Source organism: Pantoea sp. BJFS-204 (assembly GCF_049310725.1).
In the GTDB taxonomy this organism is placed as follows: Bacteria; Pseudomonadota; Gammaproteobacteria; order Enterobacterales; family Enterobacteriaceae; genus Pantoea; species Pantoea agglomerans.
Window position 1 is genome coordinate 1 of sequence record NZ_JBMOWE010000011.1, and the last position, 17752, is coordinate 17752.

A 17752-nucleotide genomic window follows, 5' to 3' on the forward strand; every position below is an offset into this window, starting at 1 on the left:
GCGGACTAAATGCAGGCCAAGATTCGGTATGAGCGAGGAGCAGAAATTTTGACATGAGCTACCCACTTGCCTTATAAAATTGTTTTCACAACAAAGGGATATTGAAATGAAGATCTATACTTACCCCAAAAGCCGATCATTAAGAGTACTCTGGGCTCTTGAAGAAATGGGAGTGAATTACGAGTCTATCAGAGTCGATCTTTTGAACCCTGCTTCTGAGGTTAAATCACCCCATCCATTGGGAAAAGTTCCTTTTTTGACCGATGGTGAAGTGTCAATCAGTGAAACCTTAGCGATCTGTATTTACCTGTGTGAACAACATAAAAACATCTCTATTTATCCCGCAACTGCTGAAGAAAAATCCTCCGTTAATTCGTGGTTAAGCTTCACGCTATCCGATCTGGAAGCCCCCGTCTGGAGTCTGCTCAAACATGTTGTCTTCACTCCCGAAAATCAACGTTCCCTAGATTTAATGAATTACCTCAGTAAGGAAGCAGATAAAGTTATCTCTCAGATTAGGTTTAACCCAACTCAAACATGGATTGCGAGTAACAACTTTACACTGGCCGATATTTTTCTTTCTCATACGTTGTTATGGGCAAAACTGTGCGGATTGGAAATCACCGAAGAGCTTGATAGCTACATATCAAGAGCAACGAGTCGCCCCGCTTTCTTAAAGGCTCAGGAAATAAATAATCGCTAATCAGGTTTTGTCATCTCTTAAGGATGCATTGATGTCCGCTTCTGGCACATAGCGGACTCTTAGTTAAAGAGTTCCCTCAATTACTCTAAAATTATTTTATTCCTGGGATATCTTTTATTCTCGTTGTGTAGCGCGGCGACAGCATTCCGCGCTTCATCTGCCAAGAACTGTCGCGATTTCCCTGACCCGCGAACCAGACCTTTCCTTTGCCTGAGCGATTGATGCCGTCCAGCGCTGCCATTAAAGCATCAGAGTTCGCGCGCGGCTGCTGCTCACTAAACATGTCAAACTGCGCCACGCCTGACTGGTAAAAATCGGCCAGCATGACCCCTGCTTTGGCATACCTGTAGCCTTCACGCCAGATAGTACTGAGGCCTCGAAGAGCTGATTCGATAATGTCCCGCGTGTCATTCGTCGGATAATCGCATATGCGGGAAGCAGTATTCGAATACTGCGGTTCATCACCGTGGCGACCGGTGGCGATCGAGACGCTTATATGGCGGCAGCGCGAATTCTGCTCTCTGAGTTTTTCCGCCGCGCGCGTGGCATACAGCACCACGGCCTGCTGCATTTTCTCCAACTGTGTAACGCGCTGGCCAAAAGAACGTGAGTTAACGATCTGCTGCTTGGGCGGAGGTGCGTCTTCAAGTGCCAGGCAGGATTCTCCGTTGAGTTCACGCGCGGTGCGCTCGACGATAACGTCGAAGTTCTTGCGTATCATGCTGACGTTGCTGTCAGCAAGCTGCAGGGCCGTGGTGATTCCCAGCTGGTTCATGCGCAGACTGATCCGCCGGCCAATGCCCCAGATATCACTGACATCAGTCAGATGAAGGAGTTTTCGTTGTCGGCTTCTGTCTGACAGATCTACGACGCCATTCGTCTGCGTCCATTTTTTAGATGCATGGTTGGCCAGTTTGGCCAGGGTTTTAGTCGGCCCGAACCCCACGCCGACTATCAGCCCGGTTTCCTTTCGGATACGCTCACGCATCTGGTGTCCGAATGTCTCAAGCGGGATCAGATTGCCAATGCCGGTGACGTCCAGAAATGACTCATCAATGGAGTAAACCTCCTGTCCAGCAGCCATCTCGCCCAGTATGGCCATCATGCGTGCAGACATATCGCCGTTTATGTGGAATGGAAAACTACAGTGGTAATCGTGATTAATTGACTGCAGACAGGAACATGAAGCTGATGTAAACACACGCTTTATGCATGCATTAGCTGTGAAAAACGAGAGAGTAAGCTCTTTTGCCTGAACTATAAGGTGGTCACGACTATGAATTACTCAAACCTGCAAATGATATGGCCAAGTCAACCATGCACAGACATTTGTAACCGTTGGATTCACAGGTGTTGCTGCTGACCAGTCAGGTGATTATGGAATGAATAGTACATGAATTGCCCCTCTATTCATGACATGACAGTTTAACTTGTCGAGATAATATTCATTCATGATTATCCAGATATTTACCTGTCAGAAGTGCAGTCTGGGCAAATCACTTTAGTCAGCTTTCACACATTGTGCATTTATCCGTACAGGCACCAGTCAGCCGGTGATACGTATGGAGTTAGTGGACTTTCATTAAATAACATTATCGTATACACAGCCGGAGTCTAGATATGTCTTTTTCACAAGCGGTCAGCGGCCTTAATGCTGCATCAAGTAACCTGGATGTTATAGGTAACAATATTGCAAACTCCGCCACTGCGGGCTTTAAAGCCAGCACGGCTGCCTTTGCGGATGTTTTTGCGGGGTCTGGCGTGGGCCTTGGCACTAAAGTGGCTGCAGTCATTCAGAACTTTACAGACGGTAATACCACCACAACCAGTCGCGGTTTGGATGTGGCTATAAGCAATGGTGGCTTTTTCCGCCTCCAGGACAATGCGGGTAATACTTATTACAGCCGCAATGGTCAGTTTACGCTGACGTCAGACCGGAAAATCGTCAATACCAGTGGAATGGCTCTGACAGGATACCCGGTCGCTGGTACACCGCCAGTTGTTCAGACAGGTGCCAACCCCGTAGAACTCACCGTTCCCTCGACGGCAATGTCAGCGAACCCGACGTCCACCGGCGCACTGGAGGCTACCCTTAATTCATCTTATAACGTTCCTACAGTCACTCCCTTCGACACAGCAAATGTAGACAGCTACAGCGATAAGACATCCATGAGCGTTTACGATTCGCTTGGGAATACGCATCAGCTTGATTTATATTTTGTTAAAACTGGTGATAATGCATGGACACTGCATCCGGTGGACAGTACAACCGGCGTTGCCAGTCCGGCGACAAATCTGACTTTCACATCAAGTGGTATACTCAATGGTACGGGCAATGTATCCGTGGACATCGGCGCACTGAACGGTTCAGCAGCTAACCAGACGATGCAGTTGAGTCTGCTAGGCTCAAAGCAGCAGAATACCGGTACCAAAAGTACATTTGGTAATCCTTCACAAGATGGTTATGCGCCGGGTGAGCTTACCTCATATGTAATTAACAATGATGGGACAATATCAGGCAGCTATTCAAACCAGAAAACCCAGCTTCTGGGTCAGATAGTTATGGCTAACTTCTCAAACGCTGAAGGGCTTAAGTCAGAAGGAAATAACGTCTGGTCTGCAACAGCAGCATCAGGTCAGGCTCTGGTCGGTCTTGCCGGCACAGGAAATCTGGGCACGCTGACTTCAGGTGCGCTTGAGGCGTCGAACGTGGATCAAAGTAAAGAACTGGTCAATATGATTGTTGCTCAGCGTAACTATCAGGCTAACGCTCAGACCATTAAGACGCAGGATCAGATCCTCAACACCCTGGTCAACCTGCGTTAATCTTATACAGATATCTTCCCTCAGGATTCGAAACGGGGGAAGATAGTTCTGCAAGATTCTGGAAGGAAACTTATGACAGTCATACTGTTTCACTGCACTTTTACTGACAGGAACATGTCCGGTCACGTTCACAGCTATACTCCGCACAAAGCAGAGTATGTTTATGGCGCATGCCTGCTTCAGTCAGGACACGGCGAAACCCGTGTTACGGGTGGAATTATTGTTCAGACCAGCGTGCATGACAGCGATACCGGTTTTATTGATGAACTGGTGCAGTCCTCACTGCGATGCCCCCACCTGGTCCCGCTCACTGCTGAGCCCTTTACGCTGCAGCCATTCCGACTGCCGGTTCTGAATACTCAGCTCCCGCTGGAAGAAATGAAGTATTATGAGCTGATGTTTGAGAAATATTTGTCACTGGCTCAGCAGGGGAGCTTCGCCAACTGAAGTCCGGAGCGCAATGCCGCGTTCAGTGTGATTCTGCTGTTTCCCAGTTTACCGTTATCTGCGTCGTTCCGGTTCCCGTCATGCTGATAACAGGCTTATCGCTGGTCAGTCCATAATAAAGCTGAAAGGGCTGACCTGCATCCTGTCCTCTGAAGAAAAGAGTTGAACCTGTCTGCTGACCAGAAATATCCGTACAGTTATCGGTAGCCCCGTGGCACAGTCTCACTGACAGAGTGCCCCGGCCGCGCAGGTCTCCCGGGCCCAGAGCATATTCATAATAAACTACGGATACTTTCGCGCCCGCTTCCGGAAGAGCTGTTACCGGAAACTGATATTCGTACCATTGATTTGCTGTTCCCAGTTTCATGGTTTCAGAAGGCTTGCTGTTATAAGCTCCTCCTTCAGCGGCCAGAGTCTGTGTTGACGTAATCAGAAGAGCAAAAAAAATAATGACACTGCTCCTGGTATTGACCATGGAATGCTCCTGCAAGTTTACGAAAACTAAGGCCGGCCGGGCCAATTAATCTGTTTATTGTGTTTATTGCAACGACGGGATAAGAATCTCTCCCGGAAGAAGCCCCTCAACGACAATTCCTGCCGGAACGGTTTCTTTCAACGTCACAAAAACCCGGCGAGGTTTTGTATCCGTTTTTTCACGATAAACTACATAGCTGTTGCCACTGCCATCATCCTTAATGCTCTGCGCGGGCAGAACCATGCCATGGGCATCTGAATATGTCAGGATCTGCACATCTGCGCTCATGCCAAGCCGTACGTTGCCCAAAGTTTCCGGCGGGAAATTCAGGGATGCGATTACATCGTATGTTATTGTGCCTGATGCTTCATCTTTTGCAGAAGGCTGTGATGCTATCCGTATGATTTTTCCTGACAGTTTTTCGCCTGGCAGTCCATCACTAGTCACCTTTACATTCATACCTTCTTTGAGAAAGCGAACATCGCCTTCCTGAACGCGAGCTCTGACAAGAAAACGGTCAAGTCGTGTCAGATTGAATACAGGTGCACCCTGCATAACCTGCTGTCCGGGTATCGCATTAAGACTTTTCGCACCGCCCGGCAGGGCGGCTGGCAGCAAAAGTCCGTCAAAAGGTGCGCGAACCTCCTTTCTGGCAGCCTGGCTAACAAGTGAGTTGTACTGCGTTTTTGCATTGAGTAACACCATTTGTGCAATGCGCATATTGTTGCCATCAGCATCAGACAGGGCCTGCGCAAGCGCATCTCTTGAGTTCTGTAGTTCTTCAGCCTGTGTTCTGACCTGCATACGAAGAGCATCCAGTTCGCTGCGTGCGACAATACCTCTTTCGTAGAGCGCTTTTGTTTCATGCAAATTTGCCTGCGTATCCCCAAGCTCAGCTGCGGCGATATTAATCTGCCGGCGCAAACGGGTGATTTCAGGAGAACTCATCCAGTGCTCAAGCCTGTTAACTTCGCTTTGCGCTTTTAACTGATCTGAAAGTGCCGTCCTGATACGAACCTCTAACTGTGCAGGATCTATTGCAAATATAAGTGTGCTGGCTTTAACGCGGCTGCCTGGTGCCGGTCCGACCTTACTGATGACCCCATCAAATGGTGCACTCAGGGTTACGTCTTCTTCGGCCTCAATGTGACCTGCCAGCCCCATAAATTTACTGACCGGGGCATAATTAACCGGTAGCCACGTTTCCAAGGAACCTGTTTCTCCTGGTTCATTCCTGTCATGAAAACCGATGATAAGGCATGATCCGGCCAGAAGAAAAACAGCCAAAAGCAGGCTCCCCAGTACCGCCTTATTCCTGCCCGGCATCGTTTTCCTTATCATTCAGCATAATGCCCCAGCTCTGAAGCGTTGTTCCCATGATTTCATCGAGTTCAGTCAGTGAATTCTGATAGCTGATGGCCGCAGCCAGCCGTGCACTTTCTGCGTTTCTCAAATCAGCATCGAATGAGACAACCTGAAAGTTAGTCGAGCGTCCGGCAGCCAGCTTCTGCCTTTCGATATCCACTTTTTGTTGAGTAAGTTCAGCTGCCCTCTGTGATATAACGAACTGCTTCCATCGGGTGGTAATATCATTCGTGGCGATAAGTATATCTCTGCGCAACTTTTGTTCCATGTCATCAGCTTCAAGACGGCCAGCCCTCTTGGAGACCTCTGCACTGAGCGCAGCTTGCCGTGAGGATAAATCCCCGACAGGAATATCGACCTGTATACCAACATAATTATTCCGGCTATGGTCAGAACCTGAGCCTGCACCTCTCGATTGCCTGTTACTCGAGCCGGCAATGAGCGAAACATCCCACAGTTGGCCGTTACGGGCCAGTAATACGTTAATGTCATCTTTTTTATTTTCAAGAAGCCGGTTCAGGAAAGCAGGCTGAACATTTTTGGCTATCTGGATAGCCCTGTCAGAATTAATGGCAGTGTATACAGGAGTACTTACGGGCTCGGTGACCAGCGGGGTACTAAGGTCAATTGCCAGAAGTTGCAAAAGCTGCAGTCTCGCACTTTCAACCGCATTCTGTGCCTGCTCAAGCGAAAGCTGCTGCCCGGCTACTTCTGCCTCAGTCTGTACAATATCAAGGCGCGCCATACGGCCAGCCTTAATCAGGGCGCTGTTTACCATAACAAGATCCTTAGCCCGTTGTAGCGAAGACTGCAATATTACAGCTTCTTGGGCGGCTTTTTGCAGCGCACGATAGGCTTCAGCTATTTCAGTGACTGTATGGGAAACGGTATTTTTCAGTTCAAGCAGGTGCTGGGCTTCACTCAGTCTGGCCAGCTCTCTGTTTGCCGTTGTAACCTCCTTTCCGGCATTACGGAGCAGTGGCTGTATAACGGTGAAATCCGCCCCATCATTGCTGTAAGTTTCGCTGCTATCACTATGCACTGAGTTATGTGCCCATCCCAGACTCAGACGCGTGCCGTACGGCGTCAGCAGCGTTGTTACAGGTGACAGTGTATTCTGTGAGTAAAGATTTTCCTGATTTTTCCCACGCAGATAGTTTCCCGATATAACGAGCTTAGGGGTAAAGCTGTCCTCAGCAACGCGCAGATCAAATTTTTGTGAGATACGGTTCAGATAGGCACTTCTTATAGCAGGGTTATTTCTCAGCCCCAGCGATATTGCTTCGCTCAGTGACAGCATGACCTGCCTGTTGTCTGAGTGAATCAGGTCTCCATGCATCGCATCTGTATGCAGTGATTCGCCGGCTGATACGATTAAAGGAAAGGAAATAAAACTGAAGGCCAGATAACCCAGTAACGCTTTACGCATCATTCATTGCCCTAACAGGCTCGGTTTGTGCTGCCCTTATAGCAGGATAAAAACCAAAAAGAAGCCCGGAGAGCAAGGAGCTGCCGGCTCCCAGCAACAATGAAGACGCAGTAATTTCCAGAGTAGACCAGCCTGCAAATTCAAAAAATAACAGAGCTCCGGCCACTCCCGTGACACAGCCAGCAATAGCGCCTACTGCACTTAGGATGAGAGATTCCAGTAGAAACTGTAAGGCAATGTCCTTTGTGCGTGCGCCTATAGCCAGTCTTATGCCTATCTCCTTTCTTCGCTCAATGATATTCATAAGCATCACATTCATAATGCCGACTCCTCCTGTAAGAAGACCGATACATCCCATACAGATGAGTAACCAGCCAAATAATCTGGATTGCTGATCCATGCCGTCGATGAGTGTCTCTGGAAGTTGTACGTTAATATCAATGTCAGGCCGGAATGAATGCAGTATGTGCTGCAGCTGGTCAGCCATTTTCTGCGAAGAAGCCTGACGGTATTTTACTATCAGCATTGTCAGATAGGGCGAGGGCATTATCCGCTTCATTCCCACATCGGTAAGAAACACGGCATTATCAGGGTCGAACGGAAAAAGAGGATTATTCCCGCGATGGGCAAGAATACCAATAATGGTATAGATATACTCCCCCAGCCTTAACTGGTCGCCGATATGGCGTCCCCGGGCCAGCTCACTGCCAATAAAGACATATGTACTGCTGGCATCTGTTCGCGTAAGAAACCGGCCATGTTGCAGTTTCAGCCCCATGATGTCTTCAAGATTACCGCTCTGACCAATAAGCACAACCGGCATCCGGGACCTCCCGGAAGGAAGCTCAGATGCAGTCATCACTATTCCTACCGCTTTTAAGGAAGCATCGAGAGAACTGACCAAAAGGGTCATGTCAATATCACCGGGCATGAAGCCTTTGACAGGACGGCCAGGCGCAGGCTGAAAGTTAGCCATAAGAATGTCACCACCCATCCCCTGAAAGACATTTGCCGATTCCATCTGCGCCATATTGCCAATATTAATGAGCGCAACGACAATAGCGCTGCCTGCTGCTATGCCTGTAAGAGCCAGAACAGCTCGCCGGCCAAGATACCGTATACTGTCCATCGCCGCTGTGAAGATCTGCCAGAAAGAAGGCCCGTAAATCTTGCGGCTTCGATAATTCCTCCGATCTGGATCTGGCATTAGGTCAGTCATTTATCTTTCAGCCACCTTTCTGGCATCCACTACGAAGCGACGTTTCATACGTCCCGCTATCGACTCATCATGAGTGACAACAATAAGCGTTGTATCTAAGCGTTCATTCATTTCAAGCAGAAGTTCAATGACTATATTACCGTTAACGTCATCAAGGTTTCCCGTAGGCTCATCTGCCAGGACTATAGCAGGAGACCCGCTTAGAGCCCGAGCAATCGCAACTCGCTGACACTGTCCTCCCGACATTTCATTCGGACGATGATTATGATATTCCCCTAGGCCAACATTTTTAAGCTGTACTGCAGCTATCCGGGAGGCTTCCCTGCGGTTTAGGCCCCGATACATTAGCGGAACGGCAACGTTCTCAAGTGCGGTCAGCCTCGGAAAGAGATTAAACCCCTGAAATACGAATCCGAGGTGCATATTTCTCAGGCGGGAGCGTTCATCATTGCCTGCGGAAGAGACATCCTCACCTTCGATAAAAATTTTTCCCGATGCAGGCCTTTCAAGTAAGCCCATAAGACTCATGAGTGTACTTTTGCCTGCCCCTGACGGCCCGGTTATGGCGCAGGTTTGACCGGTCAGAACACTGAATGAAACATCCGAAAATATTTCGTTAGGAATAGCTGTTTTTTTATAAAAAAAACTAATTTTTTCAAGCGTCAGGGCAGGAATTTCATTGAATGAAACTCCTGATAAGTAAGGATTTTTAAACATTACGCAGGTCCGGATGCTGAGCAGGTAGGATGAGCTGATATTAGGTGAGGGGATTGTTCAAAATACAGCCGGATGCCGACAACCTAAATTGCCGGCAAACCAGGCGTCACTTACTGAGGAATATCATAATTAACAGTAATTTGAGTGTCGCTCGAACCAGTGATTGTGCCTGTGGTTGATCTGGTAGTTTTTACCTGATAGTAAAGGAAGAATGGCGTATAAACCGATTGACCTTTAAAGGCAGTAGTTGATCCGGACTGAGCTGATGTAATGTCCGTACAGTTAGCTGTAGAGCCCTGACAAAGCTGAACGTTCAGTGTTCCTTTACTACCCACGTTTACCTGACCCACAGCATATCGATAATAAATAACTGAAATTACACCATTATTTGAAGGGATGATATCTCCACTTCGAATCGGAAAGTTATTGGTATACCAGGTATTAGGGGCTGTAATAGTCATAGGCCTGCTTGAAGCACTTGAGTAAGCCCCTCCTGTTGCAGCCTGCGCTGATAAAGATAACATTCCTGCAACCAGTACAGCTCCAGTTAACGCGTGAAGAACCTTTTTCATTTCCATCCCTTATGTTTTTTGTAATTCATCAGTAAGGTTTTAGTTAATAATATTAATTTGTGTAAACCGCAATAGCTGGAAGGTTTTTTTGTGATCTTTTTTTCGCTCTAAGGCAATGTCTGACCAAAAAACAGTTATAACCAGCATAATTTTTCAACTATTTGTTGAAAGCGGGCCTGCTGTAGAGGCACAAAATTAACAGCTTAAAGCCCGGCTGCGAGGAGAAGGTAAGGCTAGCGCTACGTATCGGTATCAGACAGCAGTTTTGCCGGTGTTCTGCCGATAACACGACATGTTCATCCGATGGAATCATTATTGCGTTTATCTGACAGCAGCATTGCTGCTCAAAGTTTACCCATTAAATGTTGCATTCCACGTAACTTACTATAGCTCGTAGTTTGAGCTGAACACGTGCACACCGTTTTGCCTGAAATAACGCTCATTCTGAAATAGCGGGGCGGCCATTTTAACCCCTAAACGCTTTGCCTCGGCCGATCGTGCGATAACGCATCCGTCGTTGTTCGACACGACGACAATCGGTTTACCACGCAGATCGGGCCTGAATACGGTTTCGCATGAGGCGTAAAAATTGTTGGCATCGGCCAGCGCAAACATTACTCATCTCCTGCCGGTCCGTTAAATCCCACTCCGGCTACATCGGTGAGGGCATAGGCAACCACACCCCACACTGGCAGCACATGGCTTACATCAAGCAGCGTAACAGTTTCGTCCGCGTCCAGCGCCTGCAGGGCGGGAACCGGATTGAGCAGCAGCCGCCTCAGCGTCAGTTCTCCCTCGAGCTCTGCAACGATTAACTGACCGTGTGCCGGTGTCAGCGCGCGATCGATGGCCAGCACGGACCCTTTAATAATACCAGCATCTGGACAGTCGCTTTCGCTGCGCATCAGATAGGTAGAGTAAGGGGAAAGATGCACCAGATCGCCCAGACTCAGGCGCGTTTCGGTGTAGTTCTGGGCCGGACTCTGAAAGGCCATGAATTGCTCCATTCTTTACAGCTTTTCAGCCTTATGAGGTGAACCTGATAACGACCGGGTGTCCGTCATGCAGGCGCATTTAATACTCCTGATATCAGTATACGTCGCTATCCTTACATCAACAGCAGGAGGTACCCATGTGTGGACGATTTGCGCAGTACAGCAGTCGCGACGACTATTTTGATTCACTCGGCCTGAAACCGGACGAAATCACATTCGATCCAGAGCCTGTCGGTCGCTTTAACGTAGCACCAGGGACTAAAGTACTACTGCTAAACGAGCAGGAAGATTCGTTGCGCCTCGATCCGGTATATTGGGGCTACGGACCGGAATGGTGGGATAAGCAGCCACTTATCAACGCGCGCGGTGAGACGGCTGCGAGCGGCCGCATGTTTAAGCCTCTCTGGAATCATGGCCGCGCTATCGTGCCTGCTGACGGCTGGTTCGAATGGCAGAAAGAAGGTGGTGAGAAGCAGCCATTCTTCATCTTTCACAAAAAAAAGGAGCCACTTTTCTTCGCCGCCATCGGCAGGCAGCCGTACGGGCAGGATCACGGCAAAGAGGGCTTCGTGATTGTCACGTCAGCCAGCAATCAGGGCATGGTCGATATACATGACAGGCGGCCGCTGGTGATTACGCCTGATGCTGTTCGTGAATGGCTCAGTGACGAAACGTCTCCAGCGCGTGCAGAAGAAATTGCCCGCGACGCAGCCATTCCGGAAAAAGCATTTACCTGGCATCCTGTCAGCAAAAAAGTAGGCAATATTCATAACCAGGGCCACGAGCTTATCGAAATCTCACCGGCAGATAAGGATTAACGCTTTTATAGTTCGCATCTCTCAGCTGGGTATTGTTGCCGGAATAGGTAAGCCGGAAGAGTAACAGGGCTGCATATTTCTTTCCCTGAACGTGCAATTGTAACGCTCGCCGCAGGCCCGGCTGAGGCGTACCGCAGCGCAGCGAGGAACGAACAGTCGTGACGAGGAAGCGTCATTTCACCGATGCCGGTATGGACTGCTTACACACCATACATATATTCCGCATTACTGTTAAAGCAGCCGGGCCACTTAGTGCCGGGCTGACCTTTATAAAATTCCCCATCCTGTCAGACAGATGGCTTCGCTTTTATACATGGCCGCTTCGCTCCCTCTTGCCAGATTAATCCACCTCAATAATACTGTACGTATAAACAGTAAAATAAGAGGAGGAATTTTTTATGCGCAATTTCAACAAAGTTTCCGCAGTACTGCTGCAGTATGGCCTGGGCATCAGGTCATGAATCCGGGTAACTATACTCCCGGGCTGACGTTGCTCTGGCCACCCATATTTACGCCCCGTGTCCGGGTGCCGCTGTATGCCGATCCGTGCGCCGCAGGCTTCCCCTCCCCCGCTCAGGATTATGTTGAGAAAGAACTCGATCTGAATGAGCTCTGCATCCGCCGGCGCGCCTCAACCTTTTTCGTGCGCGCCAGTGGAAACAGTATGCGGGACCTCGGTCTCTGCGATGGTGATGTCATGGTGGTTGACCGGGCAGAAGAGGCGGCTCACGGCGACATCGTGATCGCTGAGGTTAACGGCGAATTTACGGTCAAGCGTCTGCAGCTGCAGCCCAGGCTCGCCCTGCTGCCGATGAACCCGGCCTATCCGGTAATTTATCCGGAGGAGCTGCAGCTGCTCGGTGTGGTTACCTGGTTCTTCAACAGTACCCGAGCCCGCCGGAGGTGATCATGCCAATGTTTGGCCTGGCCGACGTCAATTCGTTTTATGCCAGCTGCGAAGCACTGTTTCGCCCTGATTTGCGCGGTAAGCCCGTTGTCGTCCTGTCGAACAACGACGGCTGCATCATCGCGCGCAGCGCCGGCGCAAAAAAGCTGGGCATCAAAATGGGCGCACCGTGGTTCCAGATAAAAAATCAGGATTTTGCCGAGCGTGTGCACGTCTTCAGTTCAAACTACGCGCTTTACCACAGTATGTCTCAACGCGTAATGACCGCGCTGGAAGAGATAACGCCTCGCGTGGAACAGTATTCCATTGACGAGATGTTCCTGGACCTGACCGGCATTGATTTCTGTGAAGACTTTGAACATTTTGGCCGGCGCCTGCGCGTACACGTACTGGCTACGACTGGCCTCACTGTCGGCGTGGGTATGGGGCCGACAAAAACCCTGGCCAAATCAGCCCAATGGGCCAGCAAGGAGTGGCCGCAGTTCCGCGGTGTATTAGCGCTGACTCCGGGTAATCCGAAGCGCACCGCCACCTTGCTGGCGAACCAGCCCGTTGAGGAAATCTGGGGCGTCGGTCGACGCATAGGCAAGCGCCTTAATCTGATGGGCATTGAAAATGCCCTGCAGCTGTCACGCGCCCACCCTGCCCTTATCCGTAAAAACTTCAGCGTGGTTTTGGAGCGTACTGTACGGGAACTTAATGGGGAATCCTGTATTCCTCTCGAAGAATTTGTACCAGCGAAACAGCAGATCGTCTGCAGCCGCTCTTTTGGCGAGAGAATTACGTCGAAGGTGCTGATGCAGGAGGCGCTGTGTCAGTATGCAACCCGAGCTGCAGAGAAGCTCAGAAAGGAGCGTCAGTTCTGCCGGCGTATCAGCGTCTTTATTCGCACCTCGCCGCATGCGCAGGGTGAGATATTTTATGGCAATAGCGCCGGTGAGAGTCTTAAGATTCCTACCCAGGACACACGTGACGTAATTGAAGTTGCCATGCGGTCTCTCGATCGCATCTGGCTTGAAGGGCGACGTTACATGAAGGCCGGGATAATGCTCGACGATTTTACGCCTAACGGCGTCAGTCAGTTGAATCTGTTCGATGAGAATAAGCCACGTGCTAACAGTGCCCAGTTGATGAAGGTTCTTGACGGGATCAATCAGTCCGGGCTGGGCAGTGTGTGGTTTGCCGGTCAGGGCGTGAATACGGAATGGAAAATGAAGCGGGACATGCTCTCACCGGCATGGACAACGCGCTGGAGCGATATTCCGGTAGCGTGCGTGATGTAGCCGGTTTCAGGAGAGTGTGATGTACGCCTGAAGCCCTGATTTCTCAAGAAGAGTGCTGCCAGAATTTACCAACAGCGTAGAGAGGTCTGCACGGGCGTTTTCCACGGAATTATCGCCCGCGTGGTAGCCTGTCACCATGAGCAAGCTGATAAAGCCATCCCTTAAAGACAGGGCAGCGCCTTTGGACAGGACCCTTAAACATATCGGCTCACTGGGTAATCGTTATGAGCATCACCCCCTACCCGCGCATATACGTCAGTAGTTCCTGTATTTCCATCAACATTTCTGCATTAAAAGGGGGCTGACGCGCAGTGGAACGAAAACTCACGTTAAGCTATTACTCCCTCAAAGTTATTTTCCTGTGTTATATTACGTGTGATTGGCAGTGTTAGTTACACGGGATTTTACGTGGGGTATTTATGGCTATAATACAACGAGCAACGCAAAGCGTTACCATGACCGTAGAACGTGACTTACTCAGCCGTGCGCGTGAGGCCGGAATTAATCTCAGTGCTACCCTGACCACGGCCCTCGACGCTGAACTTCGTCAGTACGAGGCAAAAAAATGGCAGGAGGAAAACAGCGAAGCACTGGAAGCTCTAAACCGCTTTCACGATGAACACGGTTGTTTCAGCGATGAGTACAGGACATTTTAAGAATGCAGTTCACTGTATACAGTAATACCGGGAAAAGCGCCGTCTATCCCCTGCTGCTCGATGTTACCAGCGATATTATCGGGCAGTTGAACCGCAGGATTGTGATCCCCTTGCTGCCTCTTGAAAAGTACCCGAGCAGCACGCGACCTGAACGGCTGGTTCCGCTTATCAGACTGACTGATGACAAAGAATATGCCGTAATGACGCATGAAATGGCGAGCATTCCTACTCGTGCTTTGGGGGTTGTGTTCTGCGATTCATCTATCTATCGTACAGAGATTAAAGCTGCTATTGATTTTCTTCTCGACGGTATCTAGTGACTCATACGATGTGGCCCTTTGGGGTTCTAAGCCAGAACCCTATCTAAACAATCTCCCCCAATGATCCATGCCTGTATTTTGTGAAACACAACGTGAGTTTTCGTTCTACTGAGCATCAGCCCCCTCAAGGTGATTTATTAACGTGATTTTTTCTTGTTCCAGCCGCCGTTTGCCAGAAATGCGGCGCGCGAAACGCAGGCACCCCACAGCAGTTGCATACCTATTTTGATCAGTTCACTGGCCTCATGCATGAAGAAAAGCGGCACGATAAACAGCGTGCTCAGCAGGAATCCCCATTCAGCAGCGATTTTTCTATCTTTATCACTCATCGAACTCATCGGCTTAAAGCCCAAAAATGCAGATAGCATTATTTTTAACCTGTCCATAAAGCAGCCCACCCATAGCCAGTAAGGCATCAAATAAGTATATAGTCATGTAATCATGTAATCATCTAATTACCGGTTTTTTTCCATCCAATCATTGATGAGTTCAATTGTTACATCAGTCATGTCTCTGTCCTGCTTCAAACATGCCAGCTTGAAGGACTTGTGCAGATCTTCAGGAATGTTCATCTGGAGTTTCTTTGTCGGCAAAACCGGTTTGTGGATAGCGTCAACCGCCTGCATTGTACTTTTGCTAGCACCGAGTTTCATTTTCATTGGCATAATTCCAGAATGTCGTTTGTAAGTACGTCGATTTCACCTTTGGCATTTGAATCGTCCGTATCAAAAACGGTGCCGCCATCCATCATTGTTTTAATGTAACTCTGCCTTTGCGTCGTTCCTGTCCGTAGCGCGGGAATGCCCGTATCTTCAATCGATGCCTTAAGAACGCTCAGCATTTTGGCTGTATTAACCTTTTTTGTTATTACAAATCTAGCCTTGATTGGTTGCAGTTCCTGCCGCGCTTCAATCACAGCAATGATGGCGCCACAGGCGGCAAAATCCAGCGGTGAAGGTGTTACAGGAATTAAAACCACGTCGGAAACCATGACTGCAGCAGCTGAAATAGCAGATATCGCAGCAGCACCATCTATGATTATGTAATCATATGATTTCAATGTTTTCCTTACTGAGTAGACTTCTTTTTCTGATCCTGCATCAGCTACGTCAAAGAGGCATTTATCCTCGTTGTACCAGTTTCCGATGCTACTCTGTGGATCAGTATCGACTACTATTACTTTGGCCCCCCTTTTTGCGATTGCTGTAGCTACATTTATTGAAGTAGTCGTTTTACCAACTCCCCCCTTACCGTTTAAAAAAGAAATGACTTTAGCCATAAACACACCTTTCAAATGTAAAAATTCGCCTCAAAAATCGTAATCCTGCAATCGTGTAATCCTGTAATCCTGTAATCCTGCAATCCTGTAATCCTGTAATCCTGTAATCCTGTAATCCTGTAATCCTGTAATCCTGTAATCCTGTAACTATACGTACGTGAGTTTAAAACTCAATGAAAAAGATTATGTGATTATAAAATCAATAAATCACATGATTATAAAATTATATAATCATGTGATTACACCCATCATCTTGATTTGTAGAGATGAAAGTAAGAAACTGATAAATAATAGATATTTTTAGAGGTCGTTACATTTGAAACAGATCAGATATTATTTTTGAGCATCGCAACAGCTTCCGTTCCAGGCATATGGAACTGCACTCTATGTCTCGCAGCCACATCCAGCGCAAACACCTTCGTGTAGACTTCAGTGGATTTCATGCTTTTATGTCCCATCAGGCTCTGCAGAGCCTTGAGCGGAATACCTGCATAGAGCATGTGCATGGCGTAGCTGTGCCGGAATGTGTGTGGCGTTACCGGCACTGAGAACGTGACTCCGTCATCGGCAGCGGCAGCGACGGCATCGTTCAGCCAGGTGCGCACCGTCCGGTCAGTCACCGTCCAGAGCCTGACCTTTTCGATCCGGCCCGTCTCCGGGTTGCGTCGCTCAAGCGGGATTTTCAGCGTGGCGACCATCATCTCCAGCTGGGCTACATACTGCGGATCGGACAGCGGCACCAGGCGGTGCGGCACAATACCGGCGGGAGCGCGTCCCGGACCGCGGGCGGCCTTCTCACCACGTTGCTTGAGCGTGGCCAGCTGCACGTAAGGGTAGGGCGGCGCCAGGCTGAAATCTCCCCGGGCCAGCGCAAGCGCTTCATTAATACGCGCGCCGGTATTCCAGAGGGTAGTGAACAGCATCTTGCGGTGCAGATCCGGCACATAATGAAGCAGCGCGCTGACCTCCGGAGCCAGCAGGTACTGCGGGTATTCATCGTGCTGCGCGGCCATCTGGCGCAGCGCGAGTGCTGCGGGATAATCAATTGCAACCGGGAGGGCGGCGGTGGCCGGTGAAGAATATCCGGCTGGCAGATACGTCAGGTCCCTGCCGTTACTCATGAGCGGGCTCCTCCTTACTGCACCATGCTGCCGGCTCGCCGGGCTTGTGTGTCACGTAGGACGGGAAATCCGTGATATCGGTGTCAGAGTAAGGGCTATAATGCTCCTCGCCCGCCATAGCGACTCTGAAGCTATTCAGGAAATTTTTCACGGTTTCGGGCGGTGCGCCGGGCACCGTCAGGACCATACTGTCCGGCTCGATCCGAAGATAGACGCCAGCGGGTACGGCGCGCTCGCTCGAACGGAACGTCAGGGCCATGGCCTTTGCACCCGTCCCCTCATTAAGCCACGCGATTTCCGTGTCGAAATCCGTGAGGTTATCGTGGCGGGCGAGTACTTTTCCCCGGGTAACCACAGTTGTATGTTCTGCTGACTTTGCGGCAGCCGGTAAATCAGAACGGCAGACCACAACGCTGCCTGGCGGGTAGGCAGTATCGAGACGATGAGCCTCTTCCTGGGTAACGGCCCTGGCACCGAAAGCCGTGCCGGCGAAAATGGCCGCCGTGCAGAATCGATGCGCGTTCCTTTTCACTCTGTTCATTGTGTCGGATCATCCTGTATCGCTAGTAACGGGTCTGTAATCGCAACCTGCAGCTGCGGAACGGGGGCGTGCGGATAAT

General features: G+C 49.5%; 21 protein-coding genes and 1 pseudogene. 8 read left to right on the forward strand and 14 right to left on the reverse strand.

Translation table 11 applies throughout. The features are described 5' to 3' along the window. Window positions 1-106 precede the first annotated feature (106 nt). Complete coding sequence (locus ACO6VX_RS21170) at window positions 107-703, forward strand: glutathione S-transferase family protein (protein WP_422432008.1); 597 nt, start codon at window positions 107-109, stop codon at window positions 701-703. Between the two features lie 91 nt (window positions 704-794). Here the strand turns inward: ACO6VX_RS21170 and umuC (ACO6VX_RS21175) are convergent, their stop codons facing one another. Continuing rightward, entirely contained in the window at window positions 795-1904 is a 1110-nt protein-coding gene (umuC, locus tag ACO6VX_RS21175; protein WP_422432006.1) for a translesion error-prone DNA polymerase V subunit UmuC, read from the reverse strand. Between the two features lie 419 nt (window positions 1905-2323). On the opposite strand from umuC (ACO6VX_RS21175), the gene flgE reads away from it, so the two are divergent. Together flgE and ACO6VX_RS21185 are read left to right on the forward strand one after the other, a co-directional pair. Next, window positions 2324-3529, forward strand: coding sequence for a flagellar hook protein FlgE (gene flgE / locus ACO6VX_RS21180; RefSeq protein WP_422432004.1), 1206 nt, complete (start codon window positions 2324-2326; stop codon window positions 3527-3529). 72 nt (window positions 3530-3601) lie between these two features. After that, window positions 3602-3976 (forward strand): hypothetical protein, encoded by a 375-nt coding sequence (locus tag ACO6VX_RS21185; RefSeq protein ID WP_422432002.1) that lies wholly within the window; start codon window positions 3602-3604, stop codon window positions 3974-3976. A gap of 22 nt (window positions 3977-3998) precedes the next feature. On the opposite strand, the gene ACO6VX_RS21190 is transcribed toward ACO6VX_RS21185, so the two are convergent. The 8 genes and pseudogenes from ACO6VX_RS21190 to ACO6VX_RS21225 form a co-directional block, all read right to left on the reverse strand. After that, window positions 3999-4451, reverse strand: coding sequence for a flagellar protein FlhE (locus ACO6VX_RS21190; RefSeq protein WP_422432000.1), 453 nt, complete (start codon window positions 4449-4451; stop codon window positions 3999-4001). Window positions 4452-4514: 63 nt separating this feature from the next. Continuing rightward, on the reverse strand, window positions 4515-5777 hold the full coding sequence (locus tag ACO6VX_RS21195; protein WP_422458291.1) for an efflux RND transporter periplasmic adaptor subunit: 1263 nt from the start codon (window positions 5775-5777) through the stop codon (window positions 4515-4517). Beyond that, window positions 5761-7248 (reverse strand): TolC family protein, encoded by a 1488-nt coding sequence (locus tag ACO6VX_RS21200; RefSeq protein ID WP_422431996.1) that lies wholly within the window; start codon window positions 7246-7248, stop codon window positions 5761-5763. Before ACO6VX_RS21200 ends, ACO6VX_RS21195 begins: the two co-directional genes overlap by 17 nt. Beyond that, the gene (locus ACO6VX_RS21205) at window positions 7238-8464 is read right to left on the reverse strand and encodes an ABC transporter permease (RefSeq protein ID WP_422458292.1); all 1227 of its coding nucleotides are present in this window, start codon (window positions 8462-8464) and stop codon (window positions 7238-7240) included. The genes ACO6VX_RS21200 and ACO6VX_RS21205 overlap by 11 nt, the downstream gene beginning before the upstream one ends. Beyond that, window positions 8465-9181: an ABC transporter ATP-binding protein gene (locus ACO6VX_RS21210; protein ID WP_422431992.1), complete on the reverse strand. Its 717-nt coding sequence runs from the start codon at window positions 9179-9181 to the stop codon at window positions 8465-8467. A 110-nt stretch (window positions 9182-9291) separates the two neighbouring features. Then, window positions 9292-9753: a flagellar protein FlhE gene (locus ACO6VX_RS21215; RefSeq protein ID WP_422431990.1), complete on the reverse strand. Its 462-nt coding sequence runs from the start codon at window positions 9751-9753 to the stop codon at window positions 9292-9294. 387 nt (window positions 9754-10140) lie between these two features. Further along, window positions 10141-10368, reverse strand: a pseudogene (locus ACO6VX_RS21220) (DNA polymerase V subunit UmuC); the annotation flags it as partial. Then, complete coding sequence (locus tag ACO6VX_RS21225) at window positions 10368-10748, reverse strand: S24 family peptidase (RefSeq protein WP_187495410.1); 381 nt, start codon at window positions 10746-10748, stop codon at window positions 10368-10370. The gene ACO6VX_RS21225 and the pseudogene ACO6VX_RS21220, both read right to left, overlap by 1 nt. 137 nt (window positions 10749-10885) lie before the next feature. Between ACO6VX_RS21225 and ACO6VX_RS21230 the strand changes: the two genes are divergently transcribed. The 5 genes from ACO6VX_RS21230 to ACO6VX_RS21250 all read left to right on the forward strand — a co-directional run bounded on the left by ACO6VX_RS21230 (window position 10886) and on the right by ACO6VX_RS21250 (window position 14729). Next, window positions 10886-11566, forward strand: coding sequence for an SOS response-associated peptidase family protein (locus ACO6VX_RS21230; protein ID WP_346458166.1), 681 nt, complete (start codon window positions 10886-10888; stop codon window positions 11564-11566). A 457-nt stretch (window positions 11567-12023) separates the two neighbouring features. Continuing rightward, window positions 12024-12473, forward strand: coding sequence for a translesion error-prone DNA polymerase V autoproteolytic subunit (umuD, locus tag ACO6VX_RS21235; RefSeq protein ID WP_072124008.1), 450 nt, complete (start codon window positions 12024-12026; stop codon window positions 12471-12473). Between the two features lie 8 nt (window positions 12474-12481). Next, on the forward strand, window positions 12482-13756 hold the full coding sequence (umuC, locus tag ACO6VX_RS21240) for a translesion error-prone DNA polymerase V subunit UmuC (protein ID WP_422432018.1): 1275 nt from the start codon (window positions 12482-12484) through the stop codon (window positions 13754-13756). A gap of 419 nt (window positions 13757-14175) precedes the next feature. Next, window positions 14176-14412 (forward strand): type II toxin-antitoxin system CcdA family antitoxin, encoded by a 237-nt coding sequence (locus ACO6VX_RS21245; protein WP_422431987.1) that lies wholly within the window; start codon window positions 14176-14178, stop codon window positions 14410-14412. 2 nt (window positions 14413-14414) lie between these two features. Then, entirely contained in the window at window positions 14415-14729 is a 315-nt protein-coding gene (locus tag ACO6VX_RS21250; RefSeq protein WP_422431985.1) for a CcdB family protein, read from the forward strand. A gap of 140 nt (window positions 14730-14869) precedes the next feature. On the opposite strand, the gene ACO6VX_RS21255 is transcribed toward ACO6VX_RS21250, so the two are convergent. From ACO6VX_RS21255 to ACO6VX_RS21275, 5 genes are all read right to left on the reverse strand, one after another. After that, a complete protein-coding gene (locus ACO6VX_RS21255) occupies window positions 14870-15118 on the reverse strand; it encodes a hypothetical protein (protein ID WP_254072831.1) in 249 nt (82 codons plus the stop codon). 69 nt (window positions 15119-15187) lie between these two features. Next, on the reverse strand, window positions 15188-15391 hold the full coding sequence (locus tag ACO6VX_RS21260) for a plasmid partition protein ParG (protein ID WP_031594620.1): 204 nt from the start codon (window positions 15389-15391) through the stop codon (window positions 15188-15190). Then, window positions 15388-16011: a ParA family partition ATPase gene (gene parA / locus ACO6VX_RS21265; RefSeq protein WP_031594621.1), complete on the reverse strand. Its 624-nt coding sequence runs from the start codon at window positions 16009-16011 to the stop codon at window positions 15388-15390. The genes ACO6VX_RS21260 and parA overlap by 4 nt, the downstream gene beginning before the upstream one ends. A 326-nt stretch (window positions 16012-16337) precedes the next feature. Next, window positions 16338-17132, reverse strand: a complete 795-nt coding sequence (locus ACO6VX_RS21270; protein ID WP_422431982.1) for a site-specific integrase — start codon at window positions 17130-17132, stop codon at window positions 16338-16340. After that, window positions 17125-17673 (reverse strand): hypothetical protein, encoded by a 549-nt coding sequence (locus ACO6VX_RS21275; protein WP_172607945.1) that lies wholly within the window; start codon window positions 17671-17673, stop codon window positions 17125-17127. Before ACO6VX_RS21275 ends, ACO6VX_RS21270 begins: the two co-directional genes overlap by 8 nt. Window positions 17674-17752: the final 79 nt, after the last annotated feature.